The 19,988-nt window shown below is 65.0% G+C and carries 15 protein-coding genes and 3 pseudogenes; 4 read left to right on the forward strand and 14 right to left on the reverse strand.

The features are described 5' to 3' along the window. The first annotated feature begins 423 nt into the window (after window positions 1–423). From ACMGDH_RS10940 to ACMGDH_RS10950, 3 genes and pseudogenes are all read left to right on the forward strand, one after another. Entirely contained in the window at window positions 424–1,599 is a 1,176-nt protein-coding gene (locus ACMGDH_RS10940) for an alpha/beta fold hydrolase (RefSeq protein ID WP_436827959.1), read from the forward strand. A 32-nt stretch (window positions 1,600–1,631) separates the two neighbouring features. Further along, window positions 1,632–2,447: a lysozyme inhibitor LprI family protein gene (locus ACMGDH_RS10945; RefSeq protein WP_436827960.1), complete on the forward strand. Its 816-nt coding sequence runs from the start codon at window positions 1,632–1,634 to the stop codon at window positions 2,445–2,447. 260 nt (window positions 2,448–2,707) lie between these two features. Then, window positions 2,708–2,905 (forward strand): annotated as a pseudogene (locus tag ACMGDH_RS10950) (MucR family transcriptional regulator); the annotation flags it as partial. Between the two features lie 1,010 nt (window positions 2,906–3,915). Here ACMGDH_RS10950 and ACMGDH_RS10955 read toward each other — a convergent pair. From ACMGDH_RS10955 to ACMGDH_RS11010, 12 genes and pseudogenes are all read right to left on the reverse strand, one after another. Next, window positions 3,916–4,737 carry a MipA/OmpV family protein gene (locus ACMGDH_RS10955; protein ID WP_436827961.1) on the reverse strand — a complete coding sequence of 274 codons (822 nt, stop codon included), beginning with the start codon at window positions 4,735–4,737 and terminating at the stop codon, window positions 3,916–3,918. A 28-nt stretch (window positions 4,738–4,765) separates the two neighbouring features. Beyond that, on the reverse strand, window positions 4,766–5,137 hold the full coding sequence (locus ACMGDH_RS10960) for a hypothetical protein (protein ID WP_436827962.1): 372 nt from the start codon (window positions 5,135–5,137) through the stop codon (window positions 4,766–4,768). A 142-nt stretch (window positions 5,138–5,279) separates the two neighbouring features. Next, window positions 5,280–7,622 (reverse strand): TonB-dependent receptor, encoded by a 2,343-nt coding sequence (locus ACMGDH_RS10965; RefSeq protein ID WP_436827963.1) that lies wholly within the window; start codon window positions 7,620–7,622, stop codon window positions 5,280–5,282. 4 nt (window positions 7,623–7,626) lie between these two features. Then, entirely contained in the window at window positions 7,627–8,592 is a 966-nt protein-coding gene (locus tag ACMGDH_RS10970; protein WP_436827964.1) for a FecR family protein, read from the reverse strand. Then, window positions 8,582–9,247, reverse strand: coding sequence for an RNA polymerase sigma factor (locus ACMGDH_RS10975; protein ID WP_436828248.1), 666 nt, complete (start codon window positions 9,245–9,247; stop codon window positions 8,582–8,584). Before ACMGDH_RS10975 ends, ACMGDH_RS10970 begins: the two co-directional genes overlap by 11 nt. A 141-nt stretch (window positions 9,248–9,388) precedes the next feature. Continuing rightward, a pseudogene (locus ACMGDH_RS10980) lies at window positions 9,389–9,548 on the reverse strand (DUF1993 family protein); the annotation flags it as partial. A gap of 82 nt (window positions 9,549–9,630) precedes the next feature. Continuing rightward, window positions 9,631–11,856 carry a xanthine dehydrogenase family protein molybdopterin-binding subunit gene (locus tag ACMGDH_RS10985; RefSeq protein ID WP_436827965.1) on the reverse strand — a complete coding sequence of 742 codons (2,226 nt, stop codon included), beginning with the start codon at window positions 11,854–11,856 and terminating at the stop codon, window positions 9,631–9,633. Continuing rightward, window positions 11,856–12,857, reverse strand: coding sequence for an FAD binding domain-containing protein (locus ACMGDH_RS10990; protein ID WP_436827966.1), 1,002 nt, complete (start codon window positions 12,855–12,857; stop codon window positions 11,856–11,858). Before ACMGDH_RS10990 ends, ACMGDH_RS10985 begins: the two co-directional genes overlap by 1 nt. 3 nt (window positions 12,858–12,860) lie before the next feature. Beyond that, window positions 12,861–13,433: a (2Fe-2S)-binding protein gene (locus tag ACMGDH_RS10995; protein ID WP_436827967.1), complete on the reverse strand. Its 573-nt coding sequence runs from the start codon at window positions 13,431–13,433 to the stop codon at window positions 12,861–12,863. A 139-nt stretch (window positions 13,434–13,572) separates the two neighbouring features. Continuing rightward, complete coding sequence (locus ACMGDH_RS11000) at window positions 13,573–15,069, reverse strand: heavy metal sensor histidine kinase (protein WP_436827968.1); 1,497 nt, start codon at window positions 15,067–15,069, stop codon at window positions 13,573–13,575. After that, window positions 15,066–15,752 carry a heavy metal response regulator transcription factor gene (locus tag ACMGDH_RS11005; protein WP_436827969.1) on the reverse strand — a complete coding sequence of 229 codons (687 nt, stop codon included), beginning with the start codon at window positions 15,750–15,752 and terminating at the stop codon, window positions 15,066–15,068. The genes ACMGDH_RS11000 and ACMGDH_RS11005 overlap by 4 nt, the downstream gene beginning before the upstream one ends. A gap of 313 nt (window positions 15,753–16,065) precedes the next feature. After that, on the reverse strand, window positions 16,066–17,229 hold the full coding sequence (locus ACMGDH_RS11010) for a PQQ-dependent sugar dehydrogenase (RefSeq protein WP_436827970.1): 1,164 nt from the start codon (window positions 17,227–17,229) through the stop codon (window positions 16,066–16,068). Between the two features lie 211 nt (window positions 17,230–17,440). Here ACMGDH_RS11010 and ACMGDH_RS11015 point away from each other — a divergent pair. Next, a pseudogene (locus ACMGDH_RS11015) lies at window positions 17,441–17,653 on the forward strand (TonB-dependent receptor); the annotation flags it as partial. 204 nt (window positions 17,654–17,857) lie between these two features. On the opposite strand, the gene ACMGDH_RS11020 reads toward ACMGDH_RS11015, so the two are convergent. Continuing rightward, window positions 17,858–19,228 (reverse strand): LVIVD repeat-containing protein, encoded by a 1,371-nt coding sequence (locus tag ACMGDH_RS11020; protein WP_436827971.1) that lies wholly within the window; start codon window positions 19,226–19,228, stop codon window positions 17,858–17,860. Window positions 19,229–19,266: 38 nt separating this feature from the next. Next, complete coding sequence (locus tag ACMGDH_RS11025) at window positions 19,267–19,953, reverse strand: TetR/AcrR family transcriptional regulator (RefSeq protein WP_436827972.1); 687 nt, start codon at window positions 19,951–19,953, stop codon at window positions 19,267–19,269. Window positions 19,954–19,988: the final 35 nt, after the last annotated feature.

Raw genomic sequence — 19,988 nt, forward strand, 5'->3', positions numbered from 1 at the left:
TTAGCATTCGCTGGTGGAGCTTCACATTGCGACTGAATGACTGCTTTCGGGAACAACGAACGGATGCCGGAACGACGACAATTGGGGCGCATTCCCGGCCGGCCGGTATGGGCCGGGAGCGGCCTGGCGGCTTTCGTTCGACAATAGCCAAAGCGGACATCCGCGGATTACCACGACGAATGCCCGGGATGGGGACGCGCCTCGAGCGGCTCGACCCCCATGACATTTGCGTCATTTCACGGCGAAAGGCGATGCATGCCGCACCGACACGACAAAGTCGTCGATTGTTGCCAAGCCGAGTCAGATTAGATGAAGCGCATTGCCAAGAAAATACTACACATGAAAGTACTACGAATATTTACTATCATGCTTTAGTGCTCGTTGGCCTGCTTCACTAGAGCATCAAACGGTCGGGAGAGGAAAATGGTCGAACTGCGCACGTTCCTGCCGGCACTCGTCGCAGCGACTGTTCTGGTCGCCGCACCATCTGCCGCGGCGCAGGAAGCCCCGCCACGCCGATCCTTCTCCGGCGCGATGATCACCAATCCGCCGGGAAGCATCGTCAGCGCCGAACCGATTCGTACCAATGTCCAGGGCGCCCGTGCATGGCGTGTAATCTATCGCTCCAGCGGCGTGAACGGCGAGCAGGTTGTCGTCTCCGGCATGATCGTCGCGCCCGATCGGCCGCCGCCGGCCGCGGGCTGGCCGACCGTGGCATGGGCGCATCCGACGACCGGCATCGCGCGCAAGTGCGCGCCCTCGAGCGGCGCGCATTTCGAACGCACCGTTCCAGACCTCGCACGCCTCGTCCGGGAGGGCTTCGTCGTCGCGGCCACCGATTATCAGGGGCTCGGCACCGACGGGCCGCACCCATATCTGGTCGGTACGAGCGCTGCGCAGTCGGTGCTCGACTCAGTGCGTGCAGCGCGGACGGTGGCCGGCGCGGGCGCGCGCTTCGTCGTCTGGGGACATTCGCAGGGAGGCCACGCTGCGCTCTGGACCGGTCAGCTCGCCGCCCGATATGCGCCCGACCTCAAGCTGCTCGGCGTCGCCGCCGCCGCGCCCGCGAGCGAGCTCGCCCAGCTGTTCGAGGCTGATCTCACCACACCGGGCGGCAAGGCCTTTACCGCGCTCGCGCTGCTCTCCTGGTCCAAGGTCTATGATCTCGATCTCACGACGGTTATTGATCCCAAGGCGCTTCCTGGCGTGCGTCTCATCGGCGACGGCTGCATGACCAATCCACTCGGCCTGCTCGTCGACGGTCTCGGCCTGCACCTGATGCCCAAGCAGTTCCTGCGCGCCGATCCGACGCGGATCTCGCCCTGGCGCGACATCATCGCGCGCAACACGCCGGTATCGATCCCGCGAGATGTCCCGGTGCTGATCGCGCAGGGCACCGCGGACACGGTCGTGCTGCCCGCAGTGACCCGCGATTTCGCGCGGCGGCTCTGCCGTGGTGGGACGTCGGTGCGCCTGATCGAGATGAACGCCGACCATCTCGGCATCGCAACCGGCAGCGCCGACCAGATCGTCGACTGGATCGGAGGCCGCTTCGCCGGAATTCGGCAGGGAGGCGGCTGCGCACTGCCGTCGGGCTGAGCCGGCCGGCGCCGCTTTAATGGGAGAAGGGCATGATCCGCACATTCATCACATCGGCCATCGCGCTGATCGGTCTAGGCTGGCTGGCCGCACCGGCTTCGGCGGCGAGCTTTGACTGCGCCAAGGCGCGCACCCGGGATGAGATCGCCGTCTGCAACACCCCCGCGCTTTCCGCGCTCGACAGCGAAATGGCCGGGCTCTGGTACGCATATCAGAAGGCCCCGCTCCTTATGGGAGCGAGCGGCGCCCGCCACGACGAGGCGCAGGCCTTTCTCGCGCGCCGCCGCGAGTGCGGCGTGGACCGCAATTGCCTGGCTCGCGCCTACTCCGAGCGGATCGCGGAGCTCCGCCAGCGACTCGATGGCTTTATGTCCGCGATGCAGGGCCAGACCGTCGGCGCACCCGCCGCGGCCGCTCCGGCGCTGCCGGCTCCCGTGGTGGCGGCGATCGCCGCCTATCCGGGGCAGTGCACGAAGCTCGGTGGCACGCTCGCCAATCCCGCGTCTGCCGGGATCATGGCTGCGGACCTCGATGGCGACGGCGCAATGGACTATGTGCTCAACCCGCAGCCGCTCGACTGCCGCGGCGCGGCCACCGCCTTCTGCGCGAACGCCGGCTGCGACATTCGCCTGCACCTCTCCCGCAAGGGCTATTCCGACCCGATCAGCGTATTGGGCGGCCAGCCGGCCCTGGTCCAGCGTGGTGGCAGGACGGACGCGGAGATCTGGGTGAGCCGTAGCAGCTGCACGAATGCGCGCCCCGGCAGCGCTTGTTGGGCGGTCTATGCCTGGAAGGGCAAGGACGGCGCATTGACCACCGATCTCCAGGCCCGACCCGAGCCCAGCTGAACAGCGGCGGCCAGAACTGTAGCCATTTTGAATGGTTGATTGGGCGCCGAGCGATTATCGCCTCCCAGGATCCGCGCTCCCCCGCCGCAACGGGACAGCTGCCGATGCTACGCCGGCGTACTTTGGACGGCTCCTGCGTCGCGTGCAGCGGCGGATGCCAACACTGACATCACGGTGAACGAAGGGCGGCTTTCAAGATCGACGGCAACCCGCCTGAACGACCGCGATTTGGACGCAAAGCTGCCGGCAGTTTCTGGGCCGGCGAAAAGCTGAAAATGTTGAAGCGTTACCTGAGAACGCATTTTCAGATGACGCCGGAACAGTACCGCGCCAAATGGGATCTTCCGGCAGACTATCCGATGGTCGCGCCGAGCTACGCCGAACTGCGCAGCAATTTAGCCAGGAGCATCGGCTTCGGCCGCAAGCCCGGCGCGCGCCGGCCTACTGGCACGCGCTGACCTCCACTTGCTACCCGGATGGGCAGACGATCAGGTTCGAGCTAGCCGGAGCAGCTCCGGCTAGCGCATCAGCGCAGAAAGAACCGCTGGATCTGCCGAATTCCGCCAGCCCGCCAGCCCGGCCCAGGCATCCTCGAACTGCTCGATCGCGTGCCGATCCGTGAACGGGCGACCCACACCAGGACCGGCTCCCTCTCGCGCACGGGAAAGGCGGGAAATTGTTGGGGCCGCCTTGGGATTCGAAGACCGCGACCGGCTTGGCCCCTGCCGCGAACAGCGCCGGTCGCATGAAAGTTTCGAAGAATTCGCCAAACGCCCTGGAGGGCTCGCCCGCAGGTAATGGGCCGATACGAGCAGCACCTCATTGCCGCCGCGCCGCAGATCCGGCCGCTGCCTCGCCGCGCAGGCCTGCCGGAGGAGAAGCACGTTGTCGGAGTCGAGCATGGTCGCATTCGCAGCCTCGCGGTGGGCCTTATGCGGGACCCCCGTAGAAGTCGCGAAGGGCTCGGCCGCGCACCTCCAGACTTTCGAAGCCTCGAAACCAGACGAGCGGCCAGGGTTACCTTCGTCGCGGAAGGAGGGAAGCGCGAAGCATCATGACCAGGAGCAACGTCAAGCCTGCGGCCATCAGCCCGACCAGCCCTGAGCCTAGCTCCCGTCCAACCGTGATGGCGATCATCCTGAGGATGAGTAGTCCGACAAGCCACAGGAGCGCCCGTCCGAGGAGGAATGCCGTGCGCTTGGCAGCCACGTTATGCCGCGCTCCCTGCGACAACTTTCGGAGCCGAGCGAAAGCCGTGCCACATCGCCTCAAGCCGAGGCAACGGCAGATCGACAGCCCCTCCCCCAGCGAGGCCCTTCTGTTCGCTTCGGTTCCGGATGCCTGGTTCAAAAGGCGCTTGTCGCAGCCGTCGCATGTCTGCGTCTTGAGCATCGGCCCGACCCTGGCGATGCGCGGGACCCGGCAGCGGGCGCCCCGCCGGTGAAACGAGGCGCCCATCAGGTCCTCCTCAGAAGTTATAGCTGACGAACGCAATGCCGTAGGGCTGCGTCTTCCGCTTGACGATCGGGCTATCCTTCACGTCACCCAGAAGGCTCGTGACACCGCCCCCGACACCGACACCCATCCGGTCGGTCAAACGATATCGAAGACCGAGATTCGCCTTCACGTCGATGAAGCCACTATCGGCGCGAAATTGCGGGAGTCCCGAGGCCAGCGCCTGCTGCGAGGTCACTCCGAAATAGCGGTCGTTGTGCTTCTGGTCGCCGTAGGTCGTCCCGACTGAAGGAACGAGCGTGAGCTTCTCGCTGATCCGTACCGGATAGGACAGACTCGCATCGACGACGAACCCCTCGGTACTGCCGGTGAGGATCTTGGTGCCGCCGAGCGTCGCCTCGAACCCGAACTGGCGAAGCTTCACGAAGCCGCGCGCGCCCAGCCCCACCGAAAGCTTGCCAATCCCCGCCGGTGCGTCCTGCCTTCGATACCCGTCTGCCGGAGTGAAGCCGACGCCCACGGTCAGGCTCTCGCTGTTGAAGAGGTTGGCGCCTATTCCGTCCTGCAAATTGAGGAAGAAGCGGCCCAGCTGGATGTCAATCGCAGGCAGGGGCTGGAACCGGTATTTCTCTGCCCCCTGATATGCAGGCATATAGGCTCCACCGATCCCGATCGAGATATGGTCTCCGCCTCCTCCCGAAGCTTCGGCCTCGATCGGCACCGCAGCCGCCGCTTCGCCACGAACCGTTTGCGCGAGAGCGGCACCGGGCCACAAAGAAATTGAAAACACCGCGATTCGTACCGCATTGTTCGACATACCGTTAGTAAACTTCATGAATAATCCTGTCATGTTATCAGTTGATCTATTTAATTATGCCGCGCGGACGGAAAATCACTTCGCCGAAGACGAATAATTCATTCACCATCCGACGCACCGTCCACTTTTCCGGTCGATTTTGGTCAACAAGGTCATTGATTTCTTCTATTTTCTTGCAGCTGAACCCGGCCTCCCACAGCTGCCCGCGCTCCGCCTCGACCCCGGTGCTCCCCCGCACGCGGCGGACGATGGCGTACTGCCGCAGCGCCTCCAGGCGCGGATTGGCGAGCGGGAGCGGGCCAGGCGGCAGCCCCAGGATCCAGCCGCGCTTCCTGCCTCGCGACCGCAGGCTCGAAATCGGATCCTGGCGCGACAAGGCCACCACCGCCCTCTCGAGCGGCGTCAGTTCTTCGGACATGAGGGTTTTCTCCTTCCTGCCCTGAGACACCGAAAGGTCGGAGGAGCCTCACAAGAAAAATGGCCGCCGCTCGCGCGCCATGCGAAGCCCCTGCTAATGCAGGCGATTAGGCGGCCGGGTTGGTGGCTTGTCTTGCCTCCGCTCAGAAACGGGCATCGAAACCCAGTCGGACGGTCCGCGGTCGCAGTGGCGTGATCTGGTTCTGCCGACTCAGCCCGAAGGGATTGCCGAACGCGAAAGTGTTGGCACGCGCGTCACCGAGGTTCGCGACATCCAGCGAGATGCCGAACCGCCCGAAATCGATGCTGCCTCCCAATCCGGCAACGAGATACTGGCCTTGAATCACGTCCAGGGGCGGGGTTGCGCCGAGATGCGATTGACCGACATAGCGCGCCCATGTCTCGGCCGTCAGCGTGACGCCGCGGCCCAGCTCGAACCGCCACGCGCTGTCGATCCGGATCCCGTCCCTCGGGATGTTGGGTAGCGTGATCCCATCCGCGTTCGCCGGCGCATCGGGTCCGACCAGATGACTCTCGTTCAGGAAGGCCGCCACGGTCAGCGTCCATGCCTGCGACGCGCGCCATCTGACCTCGCCGTCGAGACCATAGATCCTGCCATTTCCGATGTTCACGGTGGTGGGCAGGCCGGAACTGGTGACGAGATCGGCCTGAATGTGGTTCCAGTCGACGCCGAATATGGTCGCGCGGGCGGACAGCCGGTCGCGCGCGGGGTCTCGCCATCGAATCCCCAGTTCCATCTGGCTGAGATCGTCCGCCTGGAATTCCTGGCTTTGGGTAGTCGATCCGCCGGAGGCCACTGCGAAGCCGCCCGGGCGAAATCCATCTTGATAGTGGAGGAAGACCGAGAGCGACGGCGTGAGATGCCAGTCGAGCGCCAGGCTCCCCGCGAACCGCACGCGGGGCTTGCTCGATTCCTCTTCTCCGCCACTGGTCTCGTCGAGCAGCCTTCCTGCACCGTCTGATAGGGTCAGACGGCCTCCGACAGTCGCGACGACCGATCGGGCGATCGGGCGCGAAGCCTGGCCGAACAGCGAAAACTCTCCCTGGCGGTTGCCGATGCCCGCAATCCGCTCGGGATCCTCGGGCGCCCCGAGGAAACGCCTCAGGCGACTGAAGCTGTACACCCCCGAGAGACCGACAACCCAAGGTACCCGCGGATCGCCGCCTGCCAGCCGCGCCTCGTTGGAAAGCACGAGGATGTTGTTCTTTTCTTCAAACCGCCGCGGCGAAGTCGTTCCGTCGGATCCCGTCGCATCGAATATCGTCTTCAGATCATGCCAGACCAGCGACGTCGTCGACACGAGTTCGGCGCCTCCCAGCACCGCGCGCCGCGCCGTGACATAGGCGAGGCGATAGTCGTTACGGAATGGCTGGGCGAGGACGTTGCTGCGCGCGAGCTGCGGATCGCCACGCAGCGTATATTGCCCGTCGTCGGTCTTGATGTTCTGGAAGACGCCCCCCGCGTCGATCGTCCAGCCCAACACGTCATCGGCATGGAACATCAGGCGCTGGCCGAAGCTTCGGCTGTGGTTGATATCGCGCAGGCCCCGGGAAGGATCGTCGATGTAACCGGGCTCGCGCGTGCCATAGGCTACCAGTCGCAGTGCCATGCTGCCATCGCCAAGCGGCAGGTTCAGCATCGCAGCAGCGTCTGTTCCTATGCCGCCAAATCGCGTCGCGCTCACCCCGCTCGACGTGGTCGCATAGGCCCGCTCGCCGTCCGGCAGGTTGGGGACGAGCCGCACCACACCCCCCAAGGAGCCCGCGCCGTACAGCGTACCCTGGGGGCCGGCGAGCACTTCGATCCGCTTCATGTCGTACAGGTTCAGGTCCGGATCCGGCGCGCTGTAGTTGAGCCGGGCCTCGCCTAGATATTGCCCGACGGTGGCCTGGGTGGGGCCGTTGAAGCTGCTGTCGGCGATCCCGCGCACATAGAGCTTGTTGCGCCCGCGGCCGAGATTGGTGGAGTTGAGCGTCGGCAGCGTCTGCGCGAGGGCGGCCGTTCCTCCCGAGCCGTTGCGCGAGATCCAGGCCGGTTCGAAATCGATGATCTTGGCCGAGCCGGGATAGTTGTCCAGCAGCATGTTCTGCTTGCTGGCAGTAACGACGATCTCGGCCGGCTCGGTCGTACCCTGGGGCGCCTCGACGCTGTTCAGCTTCTTCCTGCTCGGGCGAGGTTTCTCGCGCCCCTTTATGATCCGGACGGTCGTGGGATCGTAAAACACTGCCTCAGCGCCCGTTCCGCGCAGCGCTCGCTCCAGCGCGACGCGCGGGGAAAATTTGCCGCGCACCCCTGGCGAGAGGCGTCGCGCGAGCTCGGGGTCGGTGACAGCGATGGTGATTCTCGCCTGAGCGCCCAGCGCAGCCGCGACGTCGCCGAGCGGGCCGGGCGCGACATTGAACGTCTGCGCCCGCGCGACACCGGACGCGCCGAGGCCGATTGCTATCGCGACGAGTGCGGTCACCCCATCAGCGGGTCGCACTGCCGGCCGGTCTCATGATCCACCCGTCACGCCCCTTCTCGAGGCTCACGTTCAAGGCGAGCTGCAGGCGGCGGAACTGTTCGGAGCCGCTGCCGTCGAGCGCGATCGTTCCCGAGAAGGGGCGATCCGCTATGGCAGGCGCGACACGGATGCGAACATCCATGGAACGGCTCAGATCGGCGGCGACCCGTGACAAGGGAGCCGCCGAATAGACGAGCGACCCGTATTTCCACGAGCCGACGCGCTCGACCGGAACCTGCGCCACGTCGATCCTGTGCGATGCGCCACGGTCAACCAGCGCCTGCCCCGCATCCAGTGCCACCGGGCGCCGCCTCGGATTGTAGACGACCCTCCCCTCGGCGACCGCGACGCGAACCTCGCCGGCCTCGTGGACGACATTGAAGATCGTCCCCGCGTCCTCGACGAGATTGTCGCCGACTTCGAGCCTGAACGGGTTGGCGCTGTCATGCCGGACCTGGAAAAGCGCCTCTCCCTTTGCGAGCGAGGCGAAACGGGGATTGGCGCGGTCGAACGTCATTTGGGTCGCGCCGTTCAGCGTGACCTGCGTGGCCGGGTCGAGCTGGATCACCCGCCGTTCGCCCGGGCGGGTGGCGACTTCGTAACGCTGCGATTGCGCATTGGGCAGCAGCAGCGCAGCCGCTGCGCCCGAGGCAGCGAGCGCGCCACCTGCCAGAACCCATCGGCGCGCCCGCCGCATCGGCCGTTCAGGCTCCTCCTCGCCATCGTTCGCGGCCTCGCGCAAGATCAGGTGCGGGAGCAACGGTTCGATCGCCAGATCCGCCTGCTCGACGGCCTCATAGGCGGCCGCATGGCGCGGATCCTCTGCGAGCCATTCCGCGAAGCTTTCCCAGGTCGCGTCGTCCCCATCGCGCAGCCTTATGTGCCATGCGATGGCGCGGGCATCGATGCTCGCTGTCGATTCAAATGGCATGGCGGCCTCTTTCCCCCGTGAGACTCCGCCGATCGGGATGATCCTCATCGAGCCGAAGCTTCGCAGCCGAGATTGCCTCATAGGCGCGTGCGAGATGTTTCTCCACGGCGCTGACGCTGATGCCGAGCTCGCTGGCGATCATGCGCTGGGGTTCACCGTCGATGCGAAAGCGGCGAAAGATGATCCGGGTCCGTTCGGGTAGGCCGTCCAAAAGGCGCTGCAATATCGCGAGCTGCTCTCTCGCGATGAGGGTGGTCTCGATCGACGGCTGATCGTCCACCTCCCCGCTGCCGCCATGCGCGCTTACCCATTTCTCCTCGCGGCGCTCACGCCGTCCTGCGGTGCGTCGATGCAGGAGAAAATGATTGTTGGCCATCTTGTAGAGATAGGCGCGAGGTTGCGCGACCGGCCCCGACCGTTCGTCGAGCAGCTTGATATACACGTCCTGAAGAATGTCTTCCGCTTCATCCGCGGAAGCTCCGCGGGATTGAAGAAAACGCGACAAGGCCTGCCGCAATTCGGTGAACAGTGGGATGAGACCGTCGCCACTCAACATATCATGCCCACATTCGGCTTCCGGCAACGCTGCTCGATAGACGCCCGGGCATTTCCCGCTCGATCGCATCGATGCCCGGCCGGACACCGATGATGGCATCAGGCGCGCTCTATTGCATCGCTCCCGGAACGACGTCAACGCCGTGCAAAAGACGCCCGGCAGCCTCGGAGGCGCCGCGTCGTTGAATACGAAGAGCTTGGCGGCTCTCCACGAGCAATCGAGACCGGCCGATGTTGGCCCTCGCGCCTGGGTGGATAGCGGAAACATGTCGGGGGCAAGCCGGGCCGAGAGAAGCGGTTCCGCCCCCCATAGGAGGCTGCGCCTCGGCCTTGTCGAGCCAGGCCGACAACGCGCGCAGCATCTGCAGGTAGGTAGGCGTAAGGACATCAGGCAGGTTCATCATGTTCTCTTGGAAATTTGCAGGTGAGCGCGACAGCCGCCGCGCAAGTTTGAGCCTTCGCGGGCAAATCGTAATCGCTCCCTCAGATGAGATCCTCGATGCGGATAGGCAGGTGCCGGACACGCTTGCCGGTTGCGTGATAGACGGCGTTCACAATCGCGGCGGTGGAACCGACAATGGCGACCTCGCCGACTCCCTTCACCCCGGAGATGTTGAGCGAGGTATCCGGCAGATCGAGCAGTTCGACCTCGATGTCGCCGACGTCTGCGTTCACCGGCAAAATATAATCGGCCAGATCGTTATTGAGGACCCGACCGTACCGCGGATCGACCTCGCCGATCTCGCACAGTGCAGCGCCTATGCCCCAGACCACCCCCCCGCGAACCTGACTCGCTGCCGCCCGATGATTCATCACCCGTCCGCAATCCGCCACGCTAACGACGCGTTGAACCCGCACCCGCCCGAGGTTTGGATCGACATGTACCTCGGCGAAATGCGCGATCCAGCTGAACGCCGAAGGCTCGGGCGCCTCGGGGCGAGCACCTCCCGGTCCGCCGGCGTCATGCCCGGACGGCGGAGCGACCCCCGACGGCCGCGCTTGGCCGCCTCCTGGCGGCGCGCCCGCACCTCCGCCTCGCGGATTGCCGCCTGGCGCAGCGAGTTCGGCAGTGAGGAAAGGCCGCTTGGCCCGAGCCAGAACAACATGTGCGGGGCCGCTCGCATTCTCAGGCCCGACAAGTTCCGCCAACTGCTCGCGCATCCGGAGCGCAACAGCGCGAGCGGAAGGGGCCGCGCTCGAACAGCCTCGCGACCCCACGGTCATGGCTTGTTGGACGCCCGACGTCTCGCCCACCTCGACGGTGAGTTTGTTCGGATCGACCTGCAGGACGTTGATGACCTCCGCAGCGATCGCGCTGCGCATACCCTGACCCATCTCATGTCCGCCGACGGCGATGTGAGCCGATCCATCGGCGTTCAGCCTGAGGCGGGCCGCCACGCGGCCGCCTGAGGCTGAATAGGCGCCTGCAGCAACGCCGAAGCCGATGAGGTCGCCATTCGCCGCTTTGCGTGCTCGCGTTTCGGGCGTCCATCTATCCCAGCCAAAGCGCGCCGCACCGCGCCGAAGGCATTCAGCCAGTCGTCGGGACGTGTAGCCCCCCCCGGTGATGGGATCGGTTTGCGTATCGTTCATCAGACGCAACGCAACCGGATCGACGCCAAGTTCGAATGCGAGTTCATCATAGGCGCATTCCGTGCCGTAGCTCGCAGGATGTTCGTGCGGTGCGCGTTGGTGGGCGACAGGCTGCGTGTCGATCCGGATGCGGCAATGGGTCGAACGCCAGTTCGGCGTCGCATACATGCGACTGGGATGTTCGCCATGGGCGCCGCCATATTGGTCGTACCGGCTGTTCTCCTGCTCGGTGTCATAGAGCACCGCTTCCATCCGACCCGCGGGCGTCGCACCGATCCGGGTGCGATGCGTGCTTAAGGGACGATGCCGCGTCGTGTGGAAAAGTTGATCGCGTGGCATCACCAGCTTGATCGGGCGAGCCATCAGCATGGCGGCGCGCACGACGAGCGCCGTATGTTGCTGAACGCCGTTCTTCTGCCCGAACCCGCCGCCGATATAGGGACTGCTGACTTCTATACTGTTTGGCTCGATCCCGAGCATGGCGGCCAGCCCGGTCTTGATCCCGCCTGAGTTCTGCGAGCCCTCCATGACGATGATCTTGCCATCGACGAAGTCGACGGTGGTGGACAGCATCTCAATCGGATTGTGATATTGCTGGGGATGCAGGTAGCGCACATCGATCGTCCGGGCCGCCGCTTTGAAGGCGGCCTCCGCGTCACCGGCTTCCTCATCGGTCTGGGCCGGCTCGCGCTCTGCGCCGGGAAGATCGTACCTCGCGGTAAAGGGCGCCGGCCTGTAGCGGACACGTACCGCTTCTGCGCCTTCGACTGCCGCTTCGAGCGTTTCAGCGACGACCATTGCAACGGGTTCGCCGCGATGCCGCACCGACGGCCGCTTCATCGGCTGATAGCCCGGCTGCTGGCCGCCGCCGCCGATAAGGGCTGGCGTCTCCTTGATGTCGCCAAAGTCCCGCCAGGTCAAAACACGGATCACGCCCGCAACGGCTTCGGCGGCGCTCGTATCGATGGCTTCGATATCGCCCTTGGCTATGGTGGCCGGAACGAGGCGCGCATGGAGGACGCCGCGGACCTGGCGGTCCGCTGCGAACAACGGCTTGCCCGTCACCTTCTCGATCGCATCGAAGCGGGGACGATCGGGATTTGTCTCGAGAGGCATCAGGCCTTCCTTCCGCTTGCGATCATGATGGCGTCCGCGAGCGTGCGGGCGCCGAGTTCAATCTTGAAGCCGTTCTGTGCGCCCGCCTGCGCGTTTGCGAATGGTAGACGGGCAGCGGCGAGAGCGCGCTCGTAAGTGAGGCGCTGCCCTTGCAGCTGCGCCTCCGTCTCCCGCGCTCGCCAGGGCCGGGTTGCGACGCCGCCGAGCGCGATGTGCGCCCGCTCGATCCGGTCGCCTTTCATCGAAAGCGCAACGGCCGCCGAGGCCAGAGCAAATGCGAATGACTGCCTATCCCGCACTTTGTGGTAGGTCGAGCGGCGGCCGGCCTCGGTCTTGGGCACCGATATGCCGGTGACGATCTCACCGGACCTCAGCGCGAACTCGATATGTGGCGTCGCTTCCGGCAGCCGATAGAACTCTTCGATCAGAATGGTGCGAGCGCCGCCAGGGCCAAGCACCTCAACGTTGGCGTCAAGCGCAGTCAGCGCAACCGGCCAGTCCCCTGGCGACACGGCGGTACAAGCCGCGCTTGTGCCCAGCACCGCCTGGCCGCGGTCGAGGCCGCCGATCGCCGCGCACCCCGAACCGGGCTCGCGCTTGTTGCAGGGGTACACGCCACCTGCGCCATTGCGGAAATAGAGGCAGCGTGTCCGTTGCATGAGGTTGCCGCCGACGCTCGCCATGTTCCGCAACTGCTGTGACGCAGCCTTGGACAGGCTCTGCGCGAGCACGGGGTAATCGCGCCGGACGACCGTATGCTCCGCGACATCTGCCATCAGCGCGCCTGCACCGAAGAACAGCCGCTCACCCCGCGTCTCAATTCGGGTAAAGCCCTCCAGCGAGGCTATGTCGATCAGGTGGGTGGGCCGCTCGACGCCGAGCTTCATCAGGTCATACAGCGTGGTGCCGCCGGCGATGTAGCGAGCGTGCTCGGATGCCCTGGAGAACGCCTGAACGGCTTCGGCAGCGGTGCGCGCGCGCGTGTATTGGAGTGGCTGCACGGTCTAGGCTTCCTTCATCTGGGCAGCGGCCTGTTCGACCGCGGCGACGATGCCGACATAGGCGCCACAGCGGCAGATATTGCCGCTGAGATACTCGCGGATCTGATCGCGCGACGTCGCATGCCCTTCGCGCACGCAGGCGATCGCGGCCATAATCTGCCCGGGCGTGCAGTAGCCGCATTGCAAGGCGTCGTGGTCGATGAAGGCCTGCTGCATCGGATGCAGCGTCTCGCCGTCGGCGATGCCCTCGATGGTCGTCACTTGGCGCCCGTCCACCTTGGCCGCCATGGTGAGGCAGGACGCCACGCGCCGTCCGTCGACATGGACGGTACAGGCCCCACACTGCCCATGGTCGCAGCCCTTCTTTGCGCCGGTGAGCGACAGTCGTTCGCGGAGCATGTCGAGGAGCGAGGCCCTTGCATCCACCTCAAGCGTGACCGCGCGACCATTGATGCGCGTGGCGATCGGGACAGTGATGCCATTCTCTGGCAACCTGGCAGGCGCTGCGGTCTGCGCTTGCGCACCCTCTGCGACGGCCAGGCCGACAAGCGGGACGACGGCGCCGGCTTCGAGCACGTCGCGGCGCGTGACGGCTCCGATTGTATCCTCCGCTCGGGAAGGATCGTGTCGCCGCCTCACAGTCCGTCTCCCATCGCTGTGTCAAGAGGCCGCGGAAAGAAGCGCAGAGCAGGACGGAGCCTGAAACGAGGTACAGTCATGGGAATGCCCTTTTCCATCGCATACGGATCTGAGAGAGGCTGAAAGGCCGGCGCCCGCTACCGCGGAGCGGCACATCTGCGGACGAGGCCTGCGTTGCCGTTCGGGACGGCTGAGATGCGCCAGCGCCAATCCTGCGCGCGAGCGTAAAGCCGATCGTCACCTTGCCGTCGCCGTTGACGGCGCTGACCCCGCCCCCATGCATCTGGGCAACAGCCTTGACGATCGCGAGACCAAGGCCGTGCGTGTTCCCATCGGACCGGCGCGACGGGTCGGCACAATAGAAGCGATCGAAGATGCGCGGGAGCGCGGAGTCGGGAATTGGCGGACCCGAGTTGGTGACCGTCACAGCGACTTCGTCGTCCAGGGCCTCTACCCTGACGAGCACATGCCCCTTGGGGGCACCGTGCCGAATCGCGTTGTCGAGCAGATTGGCGAGGGCGCGCCCGAACAGGGCACGCTCAACGCAGCATGTCACATGCCCCTCGATGCTGACCGTCGCGTCATTCTCCTGGAAGAGAACTTCCATGAACTCCGTGGTTCGCTTGCACTCGGCGGCCAAATCGACCAGCACGAGATTGCTCACGATGCCGCCAGCGTCGGCGCGGGCGAGAAAGAGCATGTCGTTGATGATCGAGCGGAGCCGGTTCAGATCCTCGAGGTTTGATCGCAACACCTGCGCCAGCTCGTCGCGCGAACGCTCGCGCGCGAGCGCCAGTTCGGTTTCGCCGATCAGGTTGGTGAGCGGCGTCCGTAGTTCGTGCGCGACATCGGCGTTGAAGTCCGACAGTTTTCGATGGGATCGGTCTAGGCGGCCGAGCGCCTCGTTGAAGGACAGCACCAGACCTTCCAGCTCGGACGGTAGCCCGTCGGTCGGGAGCCGCAGCGCGAGATCGCCTTCTCCGAGACGCTGGGCGTGCGTCGAAAGGCGATCAGCCGGCTCAAGACCCCGGCGGGCGATCCACCAGCCAAGCCCGGACACCGCGATGATGGTCAGCAGCGATGTGGCGAGAATGCCGAGCGCAAGCGCCCTGCGTGCTTCACGCAATGGCTCCTGATCGAGGGCGATGATGAGCCGGGTGTCGGGCCGTCCTCCTTTAGCGGAAATGGTTCCTGCGAACGTCGAGTAGGTCCGCCCGTTAAACTCCACGCTGTCGTGGCCTTCGCTTGCGCGTGCGAACTGCGCCTGTGCCAGAACGCTTGGACCAAAACGATAGCGGGGATCCTCGCTGTCGGTAACGAAGTGCAGACCCGGATCAGTCGCTTCAAAATCCGCGAACTTTTCCGTCAGGCGCGCCCATCCGCCATGATCTTCATTGAAGGCTGCCATTCGCGCGACGATCACATATCTGCCGCGCAGCTCCTCGAGACTGTGCCTGCTGAACTCGGCGGACTGTTGCATGAACAGGCCGGCGCTCGCGATCAGGGAGACCAGGGCGGTCGCGAGGCCGAACATGATGGCCAGACGCAGCGAAATGGAGCGGCTCCGCTTCATTCGGCGACCACCTCGCCACGGGGCTCAAGCGTGTAGCCCATGCCGCGAACCGTATGCAGCAGCTTCTCCTCTCCCGGCTGCTCCAGCTTGGCCCTCAGCCGCTTGACCGCAACCTCGACGACGTTGGTGTTCGTGTCGAAGTTGATATCCCAGACGAGCTCGGCGATCGCCGTCTTGGAGACGATGTGCGAACGCCGACGAGCCAGGACCTCCAGCAGCGCGAACTCCTTGGCTGTCAGGCTGAGCCGGCGAGCCTGACGGGTCACGCGCCGCGCGATGAAATCGATGTGCAGGTCACCGACCTGGAGGGTTGTAGCCGGGTGCGGCTGCTGACGGCGCACCATCACGCCGAGGCGCGCCAGCAGCTCGCGAAACGAGAACGGTTTGACGAGATAATCGTCTGCGCCGCCCCTCAAACCCCGCACCCGGTCGTCGACCTGATCACGTGCGGTCAGCATGATAACTGGTGTCGCGCATTCGGGCCGCAGTTGTTGCAGCACGCCGAAGCCGTCGAGGCCAGGAAGCATGACGTCGAGAATGATTGCGTCGTAGATGCCGGTCTGCGCCAGGTAGAGACCTTCCGGTCCCGTCGAAGCGACCTCGGCAATCCAGCCTTCTTCCGACAAGCCCTTGCGCAGATAGTCCCGCGTCTTTGGCTCATCCTCGACAATCAGAATCTTCATGGTCCGTTACTGCCTCCAGATCGTCCTGGAGATACACCGTCACCGCGTGTGCACCCAATCGTCAGCCAAGCCATACTTCTGGAGCAGGCCCGGCGCAGGCGACAGGACGGAGCGCTTCGCGACCCGAAGGTGCGTTCCGTGGCAAGGCACCGCCACGCGCCGGGGTCCTCACCGCCGTGTTGCTGCGAGCGAACCTTCCACACAGGGCGCAAATGGAAGGCGTGCCGGCGGCCGGGGCATACGAACACAGTCGGCGAGGACAAGTTGGACCGCGCCATGCGCGGCGATCGGCTGACAAGGGCGCGGACCATCGTCATGGCCGTGCCGGCGCGATCTGGACGGACAGGATACGGTCGTCGGTAGGCTTCGGGGTATCGCCGCGGCCGTCCGTGTTGTTCGTCACGAACCAGAGGTTCCCGTTCGAGCCTGCAACGACATCGCGGATGCGTCCGTACGTGCCGGCATAGTGAGCCTTAGTGATCGATCGTCCAGCGTCGTCGACGACTACAGACCACAGCCGCTGCCCGGTCAGCCCGGCGATGAAAAAGGTCCCGTTGATATAGGCAAGCCCGCTCGGCCCCATTTCGGTCGTCCGCCACTGGACGACGGGATCGACATAGGCAGGGTTGCCCGCACGCCGCTCGACCGCCGGCCAACCATAGTTCTTGCCAGGCCCGATCCGGTTGAGCTCGTCCCACCCCTTGTCGCCGAACTCCGTCGCCCACAACTGGCCCTTGGTATCCCAGGCAAGCCCCTGCGGATTGCGATGGCCGATCGAATAGACGGCCGAGCCCTTGATGGGATTATCGTCCGGCACCTTGCCGTCAGGGGTGATGCGCAGGATCTTGCCGGCGAGCGATTGTGGGTCCTGCGAGAGCGCGGGGTTGCGTGTCTCCCCCGTCGCGACATAGAGCATTTTATCAGGCCCGAACGCGATGCGACCACCATTGTGCCCGCGCCCCACCGGAATGGCCGTGAATACGATCTCCGGGTCGCCAAGCGCCCCGTTCGCGTAGGCCATGCGCACAATGCGATTGTCGGAGGTGGTGCTGTGGAAGGCGTAGATCCACACCTTCCCCTCCTTTTCGAGCGCAGCCAAGCCGAGCACGCCGCCGTCTACCGGCGTCGCTACATTGGGCACGGTGCCGAGCGACCGGGGTCTTTCGCCGGGCCGGAAGGCAAGGATCTCCATCCCGTCGCGTTCGCTGACGAGCGCCTCATCGCCGACAAGCACAATCGACCATGGAACGTCCAGTCCGGTGATCACTTCGGCCGGCGTACCTGTGGGCGCAGCGCCCGTGGCGGCAATTTCGGCCTGACCGGAAGTCGGCTCCGCAGCAGAGCAGGAGGACAAAGACCCTTGCGTTACGACCACTAGCGCCACCGCGAAGGCTTTCGCCGTGACGAAGAAGGTGTTTGCGCCCGCGGCGCCTCCACCTTTTGAGCGCTGCCGACGGATTATGGAGAAGGCAATCAATGTACCAAGCTCCCAACGGCTCTGCGCCGATGGTTGGCGCGGTGGTCGAACTCGGAAGACCGAGCAACTCCTCGCCTGTGCAATGCCACCGCGACTGGTCGTTAGCCTGACAATATGCTTACAATTTCGTCACATTCAGCCGTTCAGGGGATGAGATTCTATTTCTGAGGCCCAGACGTTTCGCGGCAAGGAGATCGGCGACGCCTTCGCGCTGGAGGGCAGCGCGCTCGCGCCGGGCCTGCGGCCCAAGCGGGTCGAGAACATCGAAGGCGGCGTGAAGTACGACCGCGACGGGACCACCGCCTCGGCCGTTTATTACCGCACGAAGATCCGCGACGTGGTGCTTGATCAAATCGGTCGCGCGCCGCCGCAGCCGACAACCTATTACGAGAATGTCGGGAATTTCGTGGCCGAGGGCTTCGAGCTGCGCGCGGGATACCGCACCGGCCCCTTCGCGATCGATGGCTACTTCAACCATTACGCTTCACGGCTCAACGGCAAACGGATCGAGGGCTATGAGCACATCACGCTGGGCAATTCGGTGGGCGACAACTGGGCGGTGAGCGCGTCGTTTGATCCCTCGCCGGCGCTTGCCCTGCGCGCCACGACCTCTGGGCGGGCAGTTCGGTTACACTCCTATCTGCGACCCACTGTAGCGCAACACCCACAGGCCTTGGTTTTTGTCGGTGACGAAGATGTTGCCGCGGCGATCGACCAGCACGTCCTCGGTCTGGGCGACGAGCGGTCCCTGGGGCATCGGCCCGAGCCGTTCGACAGGGTCGGGCGGCATGAACCAGCCGATCTCGCGCGGCAAGCGCGGGTGCGAGACGTCGTAAATGCGCAGCCCCGCATTGAAGTGGGCGATGTAGAACAGGTTGCCCTGCCGCTGGACCGCGGGATTGTGCTGGAGTTGGTTGATATTGTGCGGACCGCTCCAGCCCGGGCGCTCGGAGAAGCTTCGATAGGGCGCGTGCTCGGGCGGGATCGGTTCGGGAAACAGGGAGATGAGCTGTGGTCGTGCGGGATTGCGGATGTCGAGGATACCGGCGAAATGAGCGGCGCCGCGGCCGTAGGAAGTGTCTTCCGAATTGAGATAGGCGACACCGCGCGACGGCACAGGCAGCACGCCGTGAACGCCGAAGGTCGAATGGAAAGGCGGCGTGAAGGGAACGCGCGCGATCTGGCGAGGACGAGTGACGTCGGAGATGTCGAGCACGATCAGCCCCGCCGCGCCGTAGGGCAGCCAAGCCCGGGTGCCTTCGATTACCGCCGGACCGTGGAGTGAGACGTCCTTGCCATCGATGTTGCAGAAACCCGCTGCCTCCATCGCTTGGCGCTGCACGGGAACGGTCTCATTGGCACCCGGCGGTCGCTGCTGGCCAGGCACCCACCACCGCCCGACTTCGCGCGGCGCGGCGCGATCCCGGATGTCCACGATTGAATAAATGTTGCCATCGAAGCCCGGCGCGCCAGCGGCAAGGTGCATATAGCGTCCGCCCTGATAGCCATTGCGATGAGTGCCGCGCCCGCCGGTGCGATAATGGCCCACCTGCCGCGGCCGCACCGGATCGGCGAGATCCCACAGCAGCACCCCCTCCTCAAAGGCTCGGTTCGGGTCGAGGCCCCAGGGCGCATTGTCGAGCCCCTTCTCCAGCGCAGTGATCAGCGTGTTGTCGGCAAGCTCGACCTGGAGCGTGAACGTATTGTCCGGTCCGCGCACGAAGTTCACCAGTTCCGGCCGTGCGGGATCGGTCACCTCCACGATGTTCCAGCCGCGGTGCCAGAAACAACCCGTGTAGAGATACCAGCGCCCGTCGCGCTCCAGGATCGTCATCTTGAAGCCGGGCCGCCGATCGAGGTCGTGATAGGCGACCACGTCGACATTGTGCATCGTCGCGCCTGAGGGAACGGCCCCGTTGCGGCTGCCCGAGGCGCCGCAGCCGGCGAGCAGGCCGGTGGCCGCCAGCCCGCCCATAAAAGTGCGTCGATCCATGGTCATCGTGCGCTCTCCTTGTACCAGTGAGGTCCAGGCGAAGATCAGCGGTCGTTCACATCCAGCCCGCACATGAATTGAAGGATGGCTCGCCGCTCCAAGGTGCCGCTGGCGAACCCGCCGGCCAGATAGTGGAACGAGCCGTCGATGCGGAGCATCGCCAGCCCGTGAACCAGCGCCCAAGCCGCCACGGCCGCCACTTCCACCTGATTATCCTCCGCCATGGCGCAGAGATGATCCGCAATCGCGGTCCTGATCGGAATGAAGGATGCCAACTTTGCCTGGGCGACAGGCGGCCGCTCGTGCCAATCGGGCAGCGCGACCCCAAACATGAGACGGTAGCGCTGCGGGTGCGCGGCTGCGAAGGCGACATAGTCGAGCCCAAGTGCGACGATCCGGTCGCGGGCAGAACCTGCCTCGTCCGCGGCGCGTCGTTGCGATACTCCGAGATCGTCGAAGCCGGCTGCTGCCAGGATAGCGAGCAAATCCTCTTTGCTGACGAAATGGTTGTACGGCGCCGTCGGGGAAACCCCTGCCGCCCGCGCAACCGCGCGCAGCGACACCGCCTCGGGCCCGTCTCGCTCCAGCATCGCGGCGGCCGTGCGCACCAGCAACGGCTTCAGATCGCCATGATGATATGGGCGCTTCGTAGGCCCGTGCAGTTCTATCATGTCGTCTGCTTCTCCAGCCATGGCCGAATATTGACACTGCTCATATTCCGTCGCAAGCAAAACATATGAGCGCTGCTCATATTGCTTCCAGCTCG

Source organism: Sphingomonas radicis (genome assembly GCF_051400635.1).
Lineage (GTDB): Bacteria > Pseudomonadota > Alphaproteobacteria > Sphingomonadales > Sphingomonadaceae > Sphingomonas.

What these genes read in the sequence shown, in the direction of transcription:
- ACMGDH_RS10940 (WP_436827959.1), top strand. Translation starts at nt 424, where the DNA reads ATGGTCGAACTGCGCACGTTCCTGCCGGCACTCGTCGCAGCGACTGTT.
- ACMGDH_RS10945 (WP_436827960.1), top strand. Translation starts at nt 1,632, where the DNA reads ATGATCCGCACATTCATCACATCGGCCATCGCGCTGATCGGTCTAGGC.
- ACMGDH_RS10955 (WP_436827961.1), bottom strand. Translation starts at nt 4,737, where the DNA reads ATGAAGTTTACTAACGGTATGTCGAACAATGCGGTACGAATCGCGGTG.
- ACMGDH_RS10960 (WP_436827962.1), bottom strand. Translation starts at nt 5,137, where the DNA reads ATGTCCGAAGAACTGACGCCGCTCGAGAGGGCGGTGGTGGCCTTGTCG.
- ACMGDH_RS10970 (WP_436827964.1), bottom strand. Translation starts at nt 8,592, where the DNA reads ATGCCATTTGAATCGACAGCGAGCATCGATGCCCGCGCCATCGCATGG.
- ACMGDH_RS10975 (WP_436828248.1), bottom strand. Translation starts at nt 9,247, where the DNA reads ATGCCATCATCGGTGTCCGGCCGGGCATCGATGCGATCGAGCGGGAAA.
- ACMGDH_RS10985 (WP_436827965.1), bottom strand. Translation starts at nt 11,856, where the DNA reads ATGCCTCTCGAGACAAATCCCGATCGTCCCCGCTTCGATGCGATCGAG.
- ACMGDH_RS11000 (WP_436827968.1), bottom strand. Translation starts at nt 15,069, where the DNA reads ATGAAGCGGAGCCGCTCCATTTCGCTGCGTCTGGCCATCATGTTCGGC.
- ACMGDH_RS11005 (WP_436827969.1), bottom strand. Translation starts at nt 15,752, where the DNA reads ATGAAGATTCTGATTGTCGAGGATGAGCCAAAGACGCGGGACTATCTG.
- ACMGDH_RS11020 (WP_436827971.1), bottom strand. Translation starts at nt 19,228, where the DNA reads ATGACCATGGATCGACGCACTTTTATGGGCGGGCTGGCGGCCACCGGC.